General features: G+C 39.4%; 10 protein-coding genes. 7 read left to right on the top strand and 3 right to left on the bottom strand.

Translation table 11 applies throughout. From position 1 onward, the window contains the following. Positions 1-89 precede the first annotated feature (89 nt). Positions 90-743 carry a fructose-6-phosphate aldolase gene (fsa, locus tag PVV60_RS03290; RefSeq protein WP_273723105.1) on the top strand — a complete coding sequence of 218 codons (654 nt, stop codon included), beginning with the start codon at positions 90-92 and terminating at the stop codon, positions 741-743. Positions 744-753: 10 nt separating this feature from the next. On the opposite strand, the gene PVV60_RS03285 is transcribed toward fsa, so the two are convergent. Together PVV60_RS03285 and leuS are read right to left on the bottom strand one after the other, a co-directional pair. Next, complete coding sequence (locus PVV60_RS03285; protein WP_273723103.1) at positions 754-1,350, bottom strand: LPS assembly lipoprotein LptE; 597 nt, start codon at positions 1,348-1,350, stop codon at positions 754-756. Next, positions 1,337-3,997 (bottom strand): leucine--tRNA ligase, encoded by a 2,661-nt coding sequence (gene leuS / locus PVV60_RS03280; protein WP_273723102.1) that lies wholly within the window; start codon positions 3,995-3,997, stop codon positions 1,337-1,339. The genes PVV60_RS03285 and leuS overlap by 14 nt, the downstream gene beginning before the upstream one ends. Before the next feature lie 166 nt (positions 3,998-4,163). Between leuS and PVV60_RS03275 the strand changes: the two genes are divergently transcribed. The 6 genes from PVV60_RS03275 to PVV60_RS03250 all read left to right on the top strand — a co-directional run bounded on the left by PVV60_RS03275 (position 4,164) and on the right by PVV60_RS03250 (position 12,145). Then, positions 4,164-4,853: a YggS family pyridoxal phosphate-dependent enzyme gene (locus PVV60_RS03275; RefSeq protein WP_273723101.1), complete on the top strand. Its 690-nt coding sequence runs from the start codon at positions 4,164-4,166 to the stop codon at positions 4,851-4,853. A gap of 1,104 nt (positions 4,854-5,957) precedes the next feature. After that, complete coding sequence (locus tag PVV60_RS03270) at positions 5,958-6,251, top strand: hypothetical protein (RefSeq protein WP_273723099.1); 294 nt, start codon at positions 5,958-5,960, stop codon at positions 6,249-6,251. 1,119 nt (positions 6,252-7,370) lie between these two features. Then, positions 7,371-9,314 carry an acetate--CoA ligase gene (gene acs / locus PVV60_RS03265; protein WP_273723098.1) on the top strand — a complete coding sequence of 648 codons (1,944 nt, stop codon included), beginning with the start codon at positions 7,371-7,373 and terminating at the stop codon, positions 9,312-9,314. 549 nt (positions 9,315-9,863) lie between these two features. Next, on the top strand, positions 9,864-10,523 hold the full coding sequence (ftsE, locus tag PVV60_RS03260) for a cell division ATP-binding protein FtsE (RefSeq protein ID WP_273723097.1): 660 nt from the start codon (positions 9,864-9,866) through the stop codon (positions 10,521-10,523). Beyond that, positions 10,516-11,469, top strand: coding sequence for an ABC transporter permease (locus PVV60_RS03255; protein ID WP_273723096.1), 954 nt, complete (start codon positions 10,516-10,518; stop codon positions 11,467-11,469). The genes ftsE and PVV60_RS03255 overlap by 8 nt, the downstream gene beginning before the upstream one ends. A 4-nt stretch (positions 11,470-11,473) precedes the next feature. Beyond that, on the top strand, positions 11,474-12,145 hold the full coding sequence (locus PVV60_RS03250) for a YdcF family protein (RefSeq protein ID WP_273723095.1): 672 nt from the start codon (positions 11,474-11,476) through the stop codon (positions 12,143-12,145). Positions 12,146-12,624: 479 nt separating this feature from the next. Here the strand turns inward: PVV60_RS03250 and PVV60_RS03245 are convergent, their stop codons facing one another. Beyond that, positions 12,625-17,583 carry a type ISP restriction/modification enzyme gene (locus PVV60_RS03245; protein ID WP_273723093.1) on the bottom strand — a complete coding sequence of 1,653 codons (4,959 nt, stop codon included), beginning with the start codon at positions 17,581-17,583 and terminating at the stop codon, positions 12,625-12,627. Positions 17,584-18,349 lie beyond the last annotated feature (766 nt).

Below are 18,349 nucleotides of genomic sequence, written 5' to 3'. Positions count from 1 at the left end.
TGCTTTTGCCATCAACAATAGCGCATAACAAAAAACAGGATAAAATGTGAAAAGCTTTGAATAAAAAAGCTAACAAGAAGAGGTTAGAGATGAAGTTTTTTGTGGATAGCGCCAATATTGAAGAAATCCAAGAGTTACAGAATTTAAGCCTTGTTGATGGTGTCACCACCAATCCCTCTCTTATCCTAAAATCAGGACGCAATATTCTTGATGTTACAAAAGAAATTTGTGCTCTCATTAGCGGACCTGTTTCTGCTGAAGTTGCCGCAACGGAATTTGAAAGCATGATGAAAGAAGCGGCTGTTTTAGCAAAGATTGCCGACAATATTTGTATCAAGCTTCCTTTAACACTCGATGGTTTAAAAGCCTGTAAAGCCCTTACAGCAGAAGGACTAAAAATAAATCTCACCCTTTGTTTTTCTGCCAATCAAGCCTTACTTGCTGCCAAAGCAGGTGCGACATTCGTTTCGCCTTTTATCGGGAGACTCGATGATTGCGGCATAAATGGCAGTGAACTACTTCATGAAATTCGCACAATTTATGATAACTATAACTTCGAAACACAAATCTTGGCAGCATCAATTCGCACCGTTAATCATGTCAAAGAAGCAGCCCTCAGCGGTGCTGATGTTGCAACAGTTCCACCAGCAATTTTAAAAGCCCTCATCACACATCCCCTCACTGAGAAAGGATTGCAAATATTTCTCAACGACTGGAAAAAAACTGGACAAAATATTGCCTAGTGACTAGTGACTAGTGACTAAGAATTTTATGAGAAAGATCTTTTGAAAGTAACAAAAAAATCTGTTCAGCAAGCTCTTCTGCCGCACGCTTTTTTGCATCTTCTTCAGCTTGCATCGTTGCATATTCTTGACGAAGCCGCTCAAAAGATGCGTTCATCATTGCTGTTCCTTGTGCAACAGAGATATTTTTCATATCCTGCAAGGTATAGGAAGCTTTGCTCATAACAGTTCCAACAGAAGGGCGTCCTTTTCTCTTTTTCTCAAGATCAACCTCTATCTGCATCGATTCTCTTGTAAGGACGGATATCTGCAATGCCAATCGATAAGTAGGTAGAAAAGGCTTACCACCTTTTCCATACAAAAGGAACAGCAGATGATTGCGCACCATTTGTCCAAAACGATCCGAAGGCTCTTCCACAACAATAGAGGCAAGCTTTTGCGCAAGCCCCAAAGAAGCGTGCTGAGAAATAGAATCCCCATAAACAGCAGAATTCATTGCGCTTAAACTCTGCGACTCTTGACGGTAAAGCGGTTCAACTTTGCACCCACACAACAATGTGAAGACACCCGCTAAAACGACAAGCAGAAAACTTTTAAAGAACGACATTCACAATCCTTTGTGGAACAATAATAATTTTTTTCATAGGTTTTTCAACCAGCTGCGCCTGGACGAAATCTAAAGCCAAAACGGCTTCTTTAATCATCGTCTCACTCGCTGTTGCTGCAACGCTCACCTCACCACGTTTTTTACCATTAATTTGTACTGGCAAAGTATAGCATTCCGCAACGGTTAACGCGCTGTCATAAACAGGCCAAGCAAGCGCAGACATTAAAGTTTTTCCTCCTAAAGCAGCATGACATTCTTCCGCTAAATGGGGCATCATCGGTGCAATCATGGCAAGAAAAAAATCCATAGCTTGACGTAAAGAAGCTTTCATTTCATCGTCAACACTTGCTATCTTGTTGAGCAACGGTGCCATAATATTCAAGAATTCATAAAGGCGTGCAATAGCCCGATTAAAAGCAAATTTTTCCAAATCATCTTCCACAGCGCAAAGCGTGCAATGTGCGACCTTTGAAAGTTCCAAAGCTTCCCCCTGATGCCCTGCACAAGGCGCCACGTCCTTTAAAACAGAAGCACTCAAAGCCACATGGCGCCAAACACGCTGGACAAAGCGATGAGCTCCTTCAACACCAGATTCTGTCCAGATGACATCCCGCTCGGGGGGAGAATCTGACAACACAAACCAACGCACAGTATCAGCGCCATAGGATGCAATAATATCATCAGGATCAACGACATTTTTTTTGGATTTCGACATTTTTTCAATCGAACCAATCATCACTTCACTTTGATCAGTCAATTTGTAAGCCTGTCGTTTTCCATCCTTTTCAACAATGGAAATTTCTGCTGGAGAAACCCACCCTTGATCATCCCGATAGGTTTCATGCACCACCATACCTTGGGTAAAAAGCCCCTTAAAAGGCTCATCAACAGTCACATGACCGATCAATTTCATGGCACGCATAAAAAAGCGTGCATAAAGAAGATGAAGAATGGCATGCTCAATTCCACCAATATATTGTTGCACAGGCAACCATTCAGAGATTGCTTGTTTGTCAACAGGTTCCTGCGCAAAAGGAGCCGTAAAGCGTGCATAATACCAAGAAGAGTCAACAAATGTATCCATGGTATCGGTTTCACGTTTGGCAGGTTGACCACAGGAAGGACAAGTAACATTCTGCCACCTTTCATGCCGTGCAAGAGGATTTCCAGGTTGATCAAAAGTAACATCATCAGGCAACACAACTGGCAAATTAGTCCGTGGTACAGGAACAACGCCGCAAGATGTACAATGGATCATCGGAATGGGGCACCCCCAATAACGTTGACGCGAAATCCCCCAATCACGCAAACGAAATTGCACTGTTTTTTTCCCTTGCGGTTGCCCATTGAGCATTTGTTCTTCAAGCCTTTTGGCTGCTTTTTCAAAAGCTTGTTGGGGTGTCAAACCATCCAAAAAGCTGGAATTGATCATCACACCATCACCCGTATAAGCTGTTTCAGCAATGACAAAATCTTCTGCTTGCTCTCCTTTTGGCAAAACCACCGGTTTTATTGGAAGATCATATTTACGCGCAAAATCAAAATCTCTCTGATCATGAGCCGGACAACCAAAAACAACCCCTGTTCCATAATCCATAAGCACAAAATTCGCGATATAAACAGGAATATGTACTGTTGAATCAAAAGGATGAACTGCCAAAAGGGGGGTGAGAAACCCTTGTTTTTCAGCTGTTTCAAGTGCTGCTGTTGTCGTTCCACCACACCGACAATTTTCGATAAAAGCACTCAACGCTTTATCTTTCTTTGCTAAAGCTTGTGCAATAGGATGATCAACAGACAGAGCTAAAAAAGAGGCGCCAAAAAGTGTATCAGGACGTGTTGAATAACAAACAACCTCATCAAATGTCTCACAAACATCATCAACACCACTTGCATCATCAGTATCCGCAATCGACTTTAAAGCCCAACGAATCAGCAAACCTTGAGATTTCCCGATCCAATTTTTTTGCATCGTGCGAACTTTTTCCGGCCATTGATCCAGTTCTTCAAGCCCCGCCAAGAGATCTTCACTAAAATCGCTAATTTTGAAAAACCACTGGGTCAACTCACGTTGCTCAACCAACGCGCCTGAACGCCAACCCCGTCCATCAACAACCTGTTCATTGGCCAAAACAGTGTGGTCAACCGGGTCCCAATTGACCTTCGCCACTTTACGCGCCACCAACCCCTTTTGATAGAAATCAAGAAACAGCATTTGTTGGCGGTGGTAATATTCCACATCACAAGTCGCAAATTCACGCGTCCAATCGAGTGAGAGCCCTAATTGCTTTAATTGCCCGCGCATCACAGCAATATTTTGATAGGTCCAAGTTTTAGGATGCACTTTACTTTGCAGAGCAGCATTTTCAGCCGGCATACCAAAAGCATCCCAGCCCATAGGATGAAGCACATTAAAACCCTTTGCCCTTTTATAACGTGCCACCACATCTCCCATGGCATAATTGCGCACATGCCCCATGTGAATGCGGCCTGACGGATAAGGAAACATTTCTAAAACATAATATTTTTCACGAGCATCTTCTTGAACAGTCTGAAAAGTTTTCTTTTCATCCCAAATTTCTTGCCATTTTTTTTCTCTCGCACGCGGATTATAGCGTTCGCCTATATTATAATGTTCAATCGTCATTCCCATTATACTCTTTTAATAAAACTGCACCAAAAAACTTGTTTTATTATGCTTGACCATGGATTAAGCTCATCGTCAACATTTTCGTGAAATATTTCCCTAAGTATTTTATAAAACTTTTAAAAAAACGACCAACTCTTAAACAAAAAAGGTAAAGCACAAAAATATGAATACACAAACGCCCCTCGATGCCCCTTCCATTGAAACATGGCAAAACCTTCAAAAAGACATTGCTGAAACATGTCAAGAGCTACAACGCCCCGTAGAAGAAATTGAACTTATCGCTGTTTCAAAAACTGTTTCTGCCGCTGATATACGTCCCCTTTTGCAAGCAGGCCAATCTTTATTTGCAGAAAACCGCGTACAAGAAGCGGCACAAAAATGGCTCGAGTTACGTCAACAATTTGAAAATATTAAACTTCATCTCATTGGTCCCCTACAATCAAATAAAGCCGCTGAAGCTATCAAAATTTTTGATGTCATTCAAACAGTTGATCGTGAAAAAATAGCCAAAATTTTGGCGGAAGAAATGCAAAAACAAAAAAGGCATCTTCCTTGCTATGTTCAGGTTAACATTGGCTTAGAACCGCAAAAAAGTGGTATCGCACCACAAGAAGCAACATCTTTTGTCAACCAATGCAAAAACAACTATGGACTTAATATCATCGGTCTTATGGGCATCCCCCCTGTCGATGAAAACCCCGGACCCTATTTCGCGCTGTTAGCAAAATTAGCAAAACAAGCCGGTCTTCCAAAGCTTTCCATGGGCATGTCCAGTGACTTCAAAACAGCTCTACAGTTTGGCTCTAACGTCCTTCGCATTGGCTCTGCTTTATTTGGAAAACGCCCTGTGTAAAGCAATTTACCCTCATATAAATTTATTCCCCCCTTCATATAAATCTCCATTGAAAATTCTACGAACAAACCCAAAACAACAAAAATGAGAAAAAATATTCCCCTCAAGATCAATATAAAAAGAGCAACTCTAGCAAGAAAGATTCCAATCCCTCTTTCACCCTGTTCGCAAAATAAGCAAAAAGCTAGTCTTCTCAAATTTCTCACCAGCCCTCCTCAACCCATAAAATGACTTCAAAACAGCCCTGCTTAGGCTCTCATAGTCTCGCATATTGGCTCTACTTTACCCCCCCTCTGACCGCCTCTCCAGCAAAAGCAACATAAAAAATAAATCCTTATATAAAGGCAAAATGATAAGAGAGGCGTTGCGCATTCATGAAAAAACTGTCGCAAAATCACTAATAGCAAAAGAATATTCAATAGGATTGTCGCAATGATTTCCATTAAAAACCATGAATTCTCTTAACTTCTCCAACACGCGTAAACAATTTCCTCACATGCTAATGGCGTAAAGCAGGCAAAAAAGGCTTATGGCTGCGTAATACAGTAACAAAACTCTTTCATGTAAGTCACTTGAGCAAAATAAACATCTCAAATGCCCAATAGAGCACCAAGAGCCGCGCTAAACAACATGACAGCAATCCTATAAGATCACAACGATAGCATAGAGGCTTTCTATGTTCTACAAAGCGTGAATACAGTCAATATCCGCTTGAAAAGTAAAAGAACGAATCCCATGTATATGCGCATAATACATGCAGGCAAAACAATGGCAATGAGACCGATTTCAATAACGATATTCCTTTATCGTTCGCATAAATAAAGAGAAAAACTTCAAATTTTCATATGCCCAATTTTTCTAAATTTAAACTTTAATTAAGAAAAAATATGGTGTCATTTCTTATATTTTAAAAACTTATAATTAATATTATTATCTTATTAAGAATAATAATTTCATATATACATAATTTATATATTATTTATACAGTATTTTTATTGTTATTTTTAAAGTTTATCTTTGACATTTTTCTAGAAATACGCGATAGCCATTTGAAATGTATCATTGTGATACTACTTTTAATGTAGAGAATTAAGGAGAATTAATATGTTTGGTTCATTCAACACATTCGGTCATATGGTGACAAAGCCTTCTTTTGGTCATTCGCACAATTCAAGACCTACTCATGGAAATGCATGTAGTCCTAATGCTTTTATGTCTCACATGAATGCACAAGGGTTCAACACAGCGGGACCGGCAGGAGTAGGCGGAGCAATTCTAGGTGGTATATCTGGAGGACCAGCGGGGGCATTTACAGGTGGAGTTGCAGGTTACACATCGGGATTCCTAGGAGGTTTTGTTTGGGGCTTTGCACAAAAAGCTCATGAATGTTGGTTCTAATTTATAGAGAATAGCGACAAAGATATCTCTGAAATTAGTATTTTTGTAAATATATTCGAAAGAATATACCAAAATAAATATTGCTGGATGAAATAATTTTCAGAGATATCTAATAGTATCAGATAATATAACTAGGATTTTACTATAATGAATATTCGTTATGAAATCGTAAGAATGTTTTGTATGCTTGTTGTATTTGTATCTCTCTATACTAGTATTATCAAAGTATTCTGTGATCGGAGTTGGAAGTTATCTATCATAACATCATTATCGGGAGGAGTTGTGCTATTTATTTTTGATAGTTTGTGTAGATACTTTGGTTTATATTAATATTTATCGGATGAGTTTCGAGTACACTGAACAAATTTTTTCAAAAGTATTTATTAATCTCATTACTATAACTAGGATTTTGTTATAATGGATATTCATTATGAAATTGTAAGACTATTTTTCATGCTAATTATAATTACTCCTATAATTGCCATTCCTTTTAAAATATTCAGTGGTGTGAGTTGGAAATTGTCTATTATAATGGCATTATCGTCAGTTATTATTTCCTTTATTTCTGATATTTTGCGTAGATATTTCGGTTTATATTAATCTTCATTGGATGAGTTGCGAGCACGCTGAATAAAGTAGCGACGATACTATTAATGAGTGATTATCATTTATAATGACAGATTTTACTCATAAAATTATTGAATCGCTTATAGCAACGTTTTTTTCTGGTTTAATATATATTTTTTATTATAAGTTTATTTATTACAGTTGGAAAGATTCTCTAAAAAATCATTATTAATAAGCTCAATATTCTCTCTTGTTAGTCTTTTATTTAACGATATTGGTTTATATCAACTTGTAAGAAATATTTTATAATAGACATTTTTAAATGTCTTTATGCGTTTATAAAAAGCTCTATACCGCAATAGGTTTTACCACATTTGAGTATCCTAAAAGCATAGAATACCCTCTTTAATATCATCACATCAGATTTTAAAAATTGACTATTCTAATCTTTGTCATTTAGTCTAATCTCACAATGAAAAGCTTTTGGGAAAACTCTGCCACAAATATAAAAATACAATGGCTGATTTTTCTAAAAAATAAAAAGAGGGAAGCATGACTGAAAAAATCTATCTAGTATCAGAAGAGATCAAAAAAAATACTTTACTCGATGAGGAAACTTATCAACAATGGTATCGAGAAAGCATCGATGACCCAGAAAGCTTCTGGGCCAAACATGGTCAACGCATTGAATGGTTTAAACCTTTTACAAAAGTAAAAAACACTTCTTTTAATGATGATGTATCAATTCAATGGTACGAAGATGGGATAACAAATGTTGCCTATAATTGCATTGATCGCTACCTGAAAACCCATGGAGACAAAATCGCGCTCATTTGGGAAGGGGATAACCCCTATCATGATAAAAAAATAACCTATAATGAGCTTTATGAACATGTTTGTCGTTTTGCTAATCTTTTGAAAAGTCGTGGTATTAAGAAAGGCGATAAAGTAACCATTTACCTCCCCATGATTCCCGAAGCAGCCTATGCTATGCTCGCGTGTGCCCGCATTGGTGCTGTTCATTCGGTTATTTTTGCGGGCTTTTCTGCTGAGGCAATAGCAGGGCGTCTTGTTGACTGCGAATCAACCTTCATCATTACCGCTGATCACGGCTTGCGTGGCGGCAAACGGATCAACTTAAAAGACAATGTTGATCATGCTATTGAGATAGCAGCGCGCCAAAACGTGCATGTAGACCAAGTCATGGTTATACGGCGAACTTGTGGACCCATTCAATGGATAAAGGGGCGTGATTTTTGGTACCATGAAGAGATAGCTCATGCCAAAACAGACTGTCCACCAGAACCCATGAACGCTGAAGATCCACTTTTTATTCTTTATACTTCCGGCTCCACCGGCAACCCCAAAGGTGTTTTACATACCACAGCGGGCTATCTTGTTTTTGCCTCGATGACACATCAATATGTTTTTGATTATCACCCCAATGAAGTTTACTGGTGCACAGCTGATATTGGTTGGATTACCGGTCATTCTTACTTAGTTTATGGACCTTTATGCAATGGTGCGACTACTTTAATGTTTGAAGGCACACCAACCTTTCCTGACAAAGGAAGATTTTGGGAAATTGTCGACAAGCACCAAGTCAATACACTCTATACCGCACCAACAGCTATACGCGCCTTAATGGGAGCAGGAAATTCGTTTGTTGAACACTCAAAAAGAACATCGTTGCGTCTTTTAGGAACAGTAGGAGAACCTATTAACCCAGAAGCATGGGAATGGTTTTATCATACAGTTGGAAATGACCGTTGTCCGATTCTCGATACATGGTGGCAAACAGAAACAGGGGGGCATATGATCACGCCCTTGCCTGGTGCAACACCCCTTAAAGCAGGGTCAGCCACACGTCCTTTCTTTGGTATTCAACCCCAAATTGTTGATGCTCAAGGCAATGTTTTAGAGGGTGAAGCAGAAGGCAATCTTTGTATCGGTGATTCATGGCCCGGACAAATGCGCACACTTTATAAGGATCATGAGCGCTTTATTCAAACTTATTTTTCCTCCTATAAAGGAAAATATTTTTCAGGCGATGGCTGTAGGCGCGATAGCGACGGCTATTATTGGATCACAGGACGAGTTGATGACATTCTCAATGTCTCGGGACACAGGTTAGGAACCGCTGAAATTGAATCAGCCCTTGTTTCTCATCCCGCTGTATCAGAAGCAGCTATTGTGGGTTACCCGCATCCCATTAAAGGGCAAGGAATTTATAGTTTTATCACCCTCATGGAAGGGACAGCTCCAAGTGAAGAGTTACAAAAAGAGCTTATTAAACATGTAAGACAAGAAATAGGCTCTATTGCCATATTAGATAAAATTCAATTTGCCCCGCAGCTTCCCAAAACGCGATCAGGAAAAATTATGAGACGTATTTTACGAAAAATCGCCGAAAACGATTTTGATACTCTCGGAGATATCTCAACTCTTGCCGAACCACAAGTTGTTGAAGATCTGATTGCTAACCGACAAAACTAAAAAAACACGAAGAAATATAATATACGGTGGTTTTTGTTTTTCTGCTAAAATTATCCTCGCATTGTTACGAAAACCACCCATGAGAACAAAAAACGAAACAACGCATATGCTCTCCCTAACAACAAACGCTTTTCTTCATAACAAATAAAAAACAATAGAAGAAAAAACTTCACGATTGGAAGATGCTAAGATTGGAATATGAATGCGAATAAGAATAAGAAAGTGAGATAAAAAGAGCAACATAGCTTTTTAAAATCACCAAGTACCCACTCAATGCAAAAAAAACTCTGAGAACGAAGGAAAAATAGTTCTGATGTTTATGCTAGAATCACTTTGAAATTCCTGCTAAAATCATAAATAAAGCTAACAAGAGAAAGTATAAATGATAATATTCTTGAGCAAAAATATTTATCTATAACGAGGATGTATAACAAATATTAAAAACCATGAAATCTAAAATAACCAAGCTTACAACAAAAATCTAAAGTAATGAAAGTAAGAGTTCTTAGAATAAATGATGCAATATAAAATCAGGAGTAATAATAAAAAGTGATTCATTTTGAAAATGTCGGTCTACGCTATGGAATGGGACCTGAGGTCCTTCGTGATATTAGCTTTCATATTCCTCCTGGATCATTTCAATTTCTCACTGGCGCCTCTGGAGCAGGGAAAACGTCGTTGATGCGTCTTATGTTTTTGGCACTCAAACCCACCCGCGGTCATATTGATCTCTTTGGAACAGACACAGCATTACTCAAACGACAAGAGCTCCCTGCGCTGCGACAACGTATCGGTGTGGTGTTTCAAGATTTTCGTTTACTCGACCACATGACCACTTATGAAAATGTCTCCTTACCTTTACGCATTAAAGGACAAGAAGAAGCAACCTATCGCAGTGAAGTGGAAGATCTTCTCTGTTGGGTAGGTCTTGGAGATCATATTCATGTTTTACCACCAGTTCTTTCTGGCGGAGAAAAACAAAGGGTAGCCATTGCACGCGCGCTCATTGATCAACCTGAAATTCTACTTGCCGATGAACCTACCGGAAATGTCGATCCGCCCTTGGCAAAACGCCTACTGCGTTTGTTTATTGAATTAAATCGTTTTGGAACAGCTGTTATCATTGCTACCCATGATATTGCCTTAATGGAACAAGTTGCAGCACGACGTATGCTTCTCCATAACGGACGGATGACGATTCATGAATAAATCTTTCCCCATTTTTACAAGCAATAAAAAAAATACAACAGCGATTATTCCCAGTGGTAATATTTCTGGAAAAGCATTGGTTGCCGTGATTGCTATTATGACGTTTCTTTCAAGCCTCACCTTAATCGGTGTTGATTTAGTCCAACGTGCCGCCCAAAATTGGAGTAATCAGATTAGCTATGAAGCAACAATACAAATACGCCCCATTGATAATGTTGATATCAACAAAGCTCTCCGTGATGCCGTACAATTGGTTAAAACATTTTCTGGTGTGCAAGATGCAAAAATTGTTGACCAAAAAGCTACAGAAAAATTACTGGAGCCATGGCTTGGAACAGGCTTCAATGTCAATGAACTGCCCCTTCCCCGCCTTATCATTGTGACCCTGAAGAGGGATGAAAAAATCAATTTTGCAGCCATTAATCACGCCATTAAAACCCAAATTCCAGGAGGTCAATTTGATGATCACCGTGTTTGGGTCCATCGTTTTGCGACCATGGCACACACCACTGTTTTCATTGGTTTTTCAATTTTAGCATTGGTTCTAGGCTCTCTTATTCTTACCATCATTTTTACCACCCGCAATGCATTGGCAGAAAATGCGCATATTATCAATGTCTTATATTTCCTTGGTACTGAAACTATTTTCATTGCCCGCCAATTTGACTGGCATTTTTTTAAAACTGCACTGCGTGGTGCTTTATATGGTGGTCTCACAAGCATATTTCTGTTTTCAGCCTTTTGTCTCTGGACGAATTATAACTTGGGAAGAGTGGAAGCTAGCCAAGTAACAGCTTTGTTTGGACATATTTCCATAAGTTCCATTCCTTACGGAAAAATCATTCTTCTTATTATTTTCGTTTCTTTTCTTACCACCCTTACAAACCGCATGACTATTTTAACGCAACTGAAAAAAATTGATCAATGTGAAAACGGTTTATTTTAATTTTATGACTCACCACTCCTACCATTCCAACTCATTGAGGCAAAAAAATTTAGAACGTCCTCTTCCAAAACAACCCCATTATCGTTGGTCTGTGTGCTTTTTATTTCGCTATTTTCCACCGACAACACTTACTCTTGCAATCATTGTTTTCATTTTCTGGGGCGGTTTTATTGTTTTTTCTGAAAAAACTGAACGACTTGTCCCCCCAAAACCTCTCCCCAAAGCGGATGCCATCATTGTGCTAACAGGCGGAGAAAACCGAATAGAGACAGGTCTCAATCTCTTACAAAGGGGGATTGGTTCACGACTCCTTATCAGTGGCGTAAACACCACAACCAATCTGAAAGGTTTCATGCATAACATGCATATTACCCCACGGCTTGTCTCCTGTTGTATTGACATTGGGCATCAAGCGATTAACACCAGAGGAAACGCCGAAGAAAGCGCTGCTTGGATCAAAAAACACCACTATAAAACCCTTTATATCGTCACCCATGATTACCATATGTGGCGCTCGATGCGAGAACTTAAATATCTCATGCCTGATATCCATTTCATTGCCTATCCTGTTAAAAAGAGCAATGCTGAAAGCGCAATACAACAGATCAATCAAATCCGCATTCTTCTATTCCAATATATTAAAACGCTCCAAGTCTATCTCAGAACCGCTTTCTGATCTTTATCCTTCTGACTTTTTTAAAACCTTGCCATCTTCTGACCGCTTCATACCGCTCTTTCCATACCCTTCCACACAAGATTGCCTCTATAAAAGCTCGAACCGAGCTTACTCTCATACAACATAGAACACCCCACACGTGTCACTGTATTGCACGTTCACCCAAGACATCTCTTACATCCCAAGATATCTCTCACAGCACGAGATTGTACATGCCATCCGAATATATTAAGCTCTTGTAAATAAAGCCGCCCAGACAACTATAAAATCTTCAAACTTGCTATAAAGATCTATTTATACCACCATTTTTACGCTTCATAAAAAATAAAAATCGCCCCACCTATATTTTTCCGCCCCCCAATATTACGATAGCTCTTAAGCCACTTGGGATGTACCGTCTCAAGTGCCAAGAGCTGTCGCAATACCCACGAGCTGGCAAAGTGTATGATAGTGCCAGTTTGTTACGACACAGCGCTGTTTTACCGCACAATGGATAACTTAACCTTTTCAGTTTTTCTCACTTCCAATTTTGGTAGACTACGAACAATTTTCATTGTTTCCAAGCTTACAGTAATAACCCGCTGAAATAATTCCAATGGATAAGCTGGATTACCCACCGTTTCAACAGCATAGCGATTAGCATCATTAACAATCCCACTCGCTTTATCCGTTTTGACAATCTGCCGCTCCATAACCCATTCAAGAGCAGACCTGCCATTGACCACATAATCATAAGCTTCAAGAGGAATATTCTGCATCGTGATATGTGCGTTATAAATCACTGTGCTCTTATCAATAGCGCCACGCTTACCAGCAAATTTCATCGCTTCAACACGATAGAAACTCTTCTCATCAGAAATCATCCAAGTTCTTGGATCACCCTGTTTATAGGTAACGGGATAGGGCTCAACCTCTTCATAATTCATATGCAAATCACCAAGCTTTCGCCCCGCTGTTACAAAAGCCCAAAAATCCTCTACCTTTTTAACTGTTGGAATACGTGGCAATTCTTTAGACAAATTATGCGCATAACGCGCACGATAATCTTCAGAATGCAAAATCCCATAAACATAATAAAACAAATCATCCTTTGTTATCATTTCACCAGGATATACTGCCTTAAAATGTGCCAACCCTTCATCCGTGAGAGCATCACGCCGCTGCAAACCAGTTATTGTGATTTCTACTATAGCATTCTCAAATAAATGAGACTGATTATCATTTTGATCTTTCAAAGATACAACATTTTCATAAATATACCTTGGAAAACACTGACCAGTATCCATTGTATGAAGATTGGGTAAACTCTTAGTCAACAGAACAGAAAAACCACTACTTGCTCCAACTCCTGTAATTTGTATTACCCTATTTTCAACCGCTTTTTCTAATGGAAAAATACGCGACATTTGGTAAATCATTTCATTAAAAGCACGATTATAATAGAGCCACTGTCGTGTAAAAGGACGGTATGAACTCTGAATAAGACATGTCTGTTTAAGTTCAAAAACCTTTTCTCTAGCTAATTTTTGTTTAAGTGCACGACTCCAACTGATCTTTTTGGCATCCGTGTTAACAAAATCGTCTACAGCACCTATACGTGTTTTACGATCAGAATGTGCATAAGCATAACTAAAACGCTCTACTTCACCGTTATAAAAAGCAATCATATTGCTCATATTTTTTAATAAATCTTCATGACTAGAGTTATATGCCCAAGCATCACGACCAGTTTGTATGCCACGAGAAAAAGTTTTGAATAGCTTTTTATCACTGCTCTTCTTATCACCTAAGGCTAGAAATTTTTCAAAATCACTATTGCGCTGATCCAGCCAATCTCCATGCTCATCTGGTGTAATCATCTGCCAACCGTGTTCACACTTGATCCCACCAACACTACTCAACCGCTGAAGTTGAAATAATTTCTCTTTTGTCGTGAGATTATTTCCAATATCGTAATAGTGAATTTTGCAATGCTCCGTGACATTTGGATTTTTAACAAACAATGTCACAGCAATTCCTGCCATACTTCCACTTCCGAAAACATTTTGCCCTTCTTGAGCACGTCCTTTGCTCATCATATTTTTGCGAATATCACCACGCAAATTGAGAACATAAATGCTCGAAAATTCTTCATTCAATACTTTTCGTAAACCACTCGTAGAATATCCATTGATAAAACCTGAATTTGTCACAAAACCAATAACACCACAGTCTTTTATGCGATCACTTGCCCAACGAATAGCACGAATATAACTGTCATAAAGTCCATTAACATTGCTCGCTTTGGATTGAGCAGCATAAGTTTCACGAATGCGGTTATCCAATTTAGGGTAATCAATATTTTTCGCATTATCGTTTTCGCTTTTTTGCCCCGAAGAATAAGGAGGGTTGCCAACAATAACACGAATATCCAGTTCCTTCTGGCGTGAGCGACGTGTGCTGTTATCCACCAGCAAATCACTGATCAGGTCTTTTTCTTGCTCATAAAGCTGGAATGTATCGGTTAAACAAATTCCCTCAAAGGGAACATAACCTCCCCCCATCAGACCATGATAGGTTGTCTCAATATTAATGGCTGCAATATAATAGGCTAAAAGCACAATCTCATTGGCATGAATCTCATGACAAAATTTGTGTTTCATCTCCTCTGGTTTTATCAAACCTGATTGTAAAAGCCGCGTGATAAAAGTCCCCGTTCCTGTAAAGGGATCCATGATGTGAATACCAGATGAGCCAAGCGTTTGCCCAAATTCTTGCTCTAAAACATCATTAACAGAGTGAATGATAAAATCCACAACCTCAACGGGGGTATAAACAATGCCAAGTTTTTCTACAGTACGTGGAAAAGCATAACGAAAAAATTTATCGTAAAGCTCTACAATCAACCTCTGTTTTGCTTTTGGATCCGTAATGCCACTGGCGCGTAATTTTACACTTGTGTAAAATTTCTCGAGATCTTTGGATTCCTTATCAAGATTCGCCTCATCAAGTACATCAAGCATACGCTGCATAGCACGCGAGACAGGATTCTCACGTGTAAACTGATACCCTTCAAACAACACCTGAAAGACAGGACGCGTGATAATATGTTGTGCCAACATCTCAATCGCATCAGCCTCTGTAATCGTGTCATTTAAATCATCACGCAGTTCTGCCACAAATTTATCAAAGGCTCGACGCGCCTCAGTCTCTGGCTCTGCAAGTATGCCTGTTAAGCGTGTGATATGATTCTTAGCAATTTCAGCAATGTTGCTCGCCCAATCTTCCCAATAATCACGTGTCCCACATTTCTTGACGATCTTTGCCAAAATCGCACGAGAAAGTTCATCCACTGGGAAAGAAAACTCCTTGTTTACCTGATCTGTAAAAGTAAAATCATATTCCGGTGTTCCAATTCCCGCTCGTGCGGGTTGTGCGCGTAGTGGAAGATTGTCTACAACAGCTGTAACAGCCTGTAACTCAGTGCTCTGTGTCACACCAATAATCTCAATCACATTGCTGATATCTTGCCCTAGCGATGCCTTATTAATCGTCGCATCAAAACGATCATCATGCGCACGCAAAGCATTTAAAATTTGCCAAACAACCCGATATTTATCATTGTTGTTCAAAGCCTGTTCCACTGGAATCCCAGAGGGAATACCGATTGGCAAAATGACATACCCCATCTTTTTGCCCTCAGAGCGACGCATCACCCGCCCAACCGCTTGCACAACATCAATCTGGCTCTTGCGTGGATTTAAAAACATGATCGCATCAAGAGCCGGAACATCTACCCCCTCAGACAAACACCGTGCATTGGTCAAAATACGACAAACATCCTCACCACTATCAGCTTTCAGCCAATCAAGTAATGCACCACGATCCTTCGCATTGAAAGTGCCATCAACATGTTTAACTTCACACTTCAGAAAGTGCTCATTTTCCGTATCCTCTTTCGTATAATCAAGATATTCTCTAACAACCGCAGAAAATTCATCACGGACTAGTTCAGAACTTTTAATAGTTTTACAAAACGCTAAAGCACGATGCATAGGGTGTAGATCCGCCCCAACATCAGCCTTCAGATCTTGTTTTGTCAGCGCCTTATAACAGCCAATAATCTTCGTTGCATCATCAAGAACAAGCTCAGACTGGTCATCACTAAGACGCTTCTGAACAGCTGAACTGATCAATTTTTCGTCCATTGCTAAGACAATAACCTTATAATCCGTTAAAAGATCATTCTGTACTGCCCATGAAAAGCCCCGATAAAAAAGTGTTTTACCAAAAAGCTTTTCATCATCCATCGAAGCGAGAACAACATTAGCTTCATTCGCGCGACTTTTTGCGTTATCACCAAAAATACGTGGTGTCGCTGTCATATAAAGGCGCTTCTTAGCACGAATAACATCATTAGAATGCACCTTAACAAAATTGGATTCATCCTCTCCAACCAGCGTTGCCCCTGTTGTACGGTGCGCTTCATCACAAATGATAAGATCAAATATTGGCAAACCATACTTTTTCTGAGCATCCGCAACCACCTGAATGGATTGATAGGTTGCAAACACAACGGTCATCCTATCTGCAACACTCTTACCCACCTGTTTTGCAAGTTTAGCAGCATCGGTTGTCGCCGGAAAAGCAAGATCAAACACATCAATTTCAGCAACATCATCACTATTTTTACGACGCTTTCCCACTTGTGTATCGGAACAGACAGCAAAGGAGCGCAATCCGATTTCTGCATCCGTTGTCCATTCACGAACCGTCTGTGACATCAGTGCCAAGGAAGGAACAAGAAACAAGACAAACTTGCCTTCACCCGCCAAATCCTCAGCAATTTTGAGACTGGTAAATGTCTTACCAGTACCACAAGCCATAATAAGCTTACCCCGATCAGCCTCAGCAAGCCCCGAACGCACAAAACACAATGCCTCCAGCTGATGTGGACGAATTTTCTTTTTATCCTCCAACACAACTTTGCCCTGGGCTGCAAAAGTTTCCCAACGAATCGGACTTTGTTGTATATTGGAAAGATTAATCCGTATAACAGGAATATCCTGCCCCCGTATCATTGTTTCAGCGTTATCACTCCAAGCACCTTCAGTACTATCTATAATAATACGCCGCTTGAATGGAGCTTTCCCTGATGCCGAAATAAAACTATCAATATCTGCTTTTCTAATCCGATAGGCTGCATCATAAAATTTACATTGGATTGCCGCAAAACCCTCTCCATCACGAATCTTTGCCACAAGATCGATACCGGTATCATGAACATCCCAATCATTTTCACGAGCCCAATCTTTAAAGGTTTGAACCTTTTCATAACATCCAGACTGAAGAGGATCATGTGTCAGATAAGCAAGAGCAAAACGCTCAAAATATGTACCTTTGTCCCGTTCGGTACGCGCTTCATCACGATATGTCTGTAAAAGCGATTGCAGCGTCATGCTTCTCCCCAATGAAAAATACCTTCAACTATCGAATCTAGACCAATTCGTCAATGCCTCTTGTTCCACTCAAAAGGTTTTAGATGACTCGCTTTACTGAACGAACTGACTATTTACAATAGAATATTACACGCAGCAAAAGTGTAGAATCTGCTCTTCCCCTATCCCTAATAAACATCATGTAATCACTCACAAGAATGTAGAGATTTGCTTTATTATTTTGATAAGTTTCTTTTTGATATTTATCTATTGAAAATAGTTTAAGCTCATACTCAGGAGATGCTAAACGCAATAAAAGCATATCATAAAACCAATAACCAGCTATATGGATACACGTAATAATGAATACAGCAATTAACATTCCCAGCAGCATGAGCCCATAAGTGTATTCATCTCGTTCTCCCTACAAAACTGGAGATTCGTGAAAACCTATATCTCCGTCGCATAAAGCTATAAAGAATCTTAAAACAAAACGCTACTAATACCAACGCCCCTCCCTTTGCAACACAATTTGTGAGAAACAAACAGGTGCATGAATAAAAAAAGAAAAGGAAAAAGTGTATAGACCAACACGCCTCATATACCCGTTCGTTTTTTGGATATATGCTGCTTTTCATTTAAACTTTCCTCTTTATTATTTTGCTTATTAACAGATATTACACTCCCTACCCCTCCTATTTTAGGTAAAAACCCTAAAGCTACCGCACCTTGTATTTTGTATAGCTATAAAAATACAAGGGAAATTTATTCATGATACGTTGTGCCG

The organism is Bartonella sp. AU18XJBT, from assembly GCF_028618595.1.
GTDB lineage: Bacteria > Pseudomonadota > Alphaproteobacteria > Rhizobiales > Rhizobiaceae > Bartonella.
This window is presented reverse-complemented; position numbering and strand designations above follow the sequence as displayed.

What these genes read in the sequence shown, in the direction of transcription:
- fsa (WP_273723105.1), top strand. Translation starts at nt 90, where the DNA reads ATGAAGTTTTTTGTGGATAGCGCCAATATTGAAGAAATCCAAGAGTTA.
- PVV60_RS03285 (WP_273723103.1), bottom strand. Translation starts at nt 1,350, where the DNA reads ATGTCGTTCTTTAAAAGTTTTCTGCTTGTCGTTTTAGCGGGTGTCTTC.
- leuS (WP_273723102.1), bottom strand. Translation starts at nt 3,997, where the DNA reads ATGACGATTGAACATTATAATATAGGCGAACGCTATAATCCGCGTGCG.
- PVV60_RS03275 (WP_273723101.1), top strand. Translation starts at nt 4,164, where the DNA reads ATGAATACACAAACGCCCCTCGATGCCCCTTCCATTGAAACATGGCAA.
- PVV60_RS03270 (WP_273723099.1), top strand. Translation starts at nt 5,958, where the DNA reads ATGTTTGGTTCATTCAACACATTCGGTCATATGGTGACAAAGCCTTCT.
- acs (WP_273723098.1), top strand. Translation starts at nt 7,371, where the DNA reads ATGACTGAAAAAATCTATCTAGTATCAGAAGAGATCAAAAAAAATACT.
- PVV60_RS03255 (WP_273723096.1), top strand. Translation starts at nt 10,516, where the DNA reads ATGAATAAATCTTTCCCCATTTTTACAAGCAATAAAAAAAATACAACA.
- PVV60_RS03250 (WP_273723095.1), top strand. Translation starts at nt 11,474, where the DNA reads ATGACTCACCACTCCTACCATTCCAACTCATTGAGGCAAAAAAATTTA.
- PVV60_RS03245 (WP_273723093.1), bottom strand. Translation starts at nt 17,583, where the DNA reads ATGACGCTGCAATCGCTTTTACAGACATATCGTGATGAAGCGCGTACC.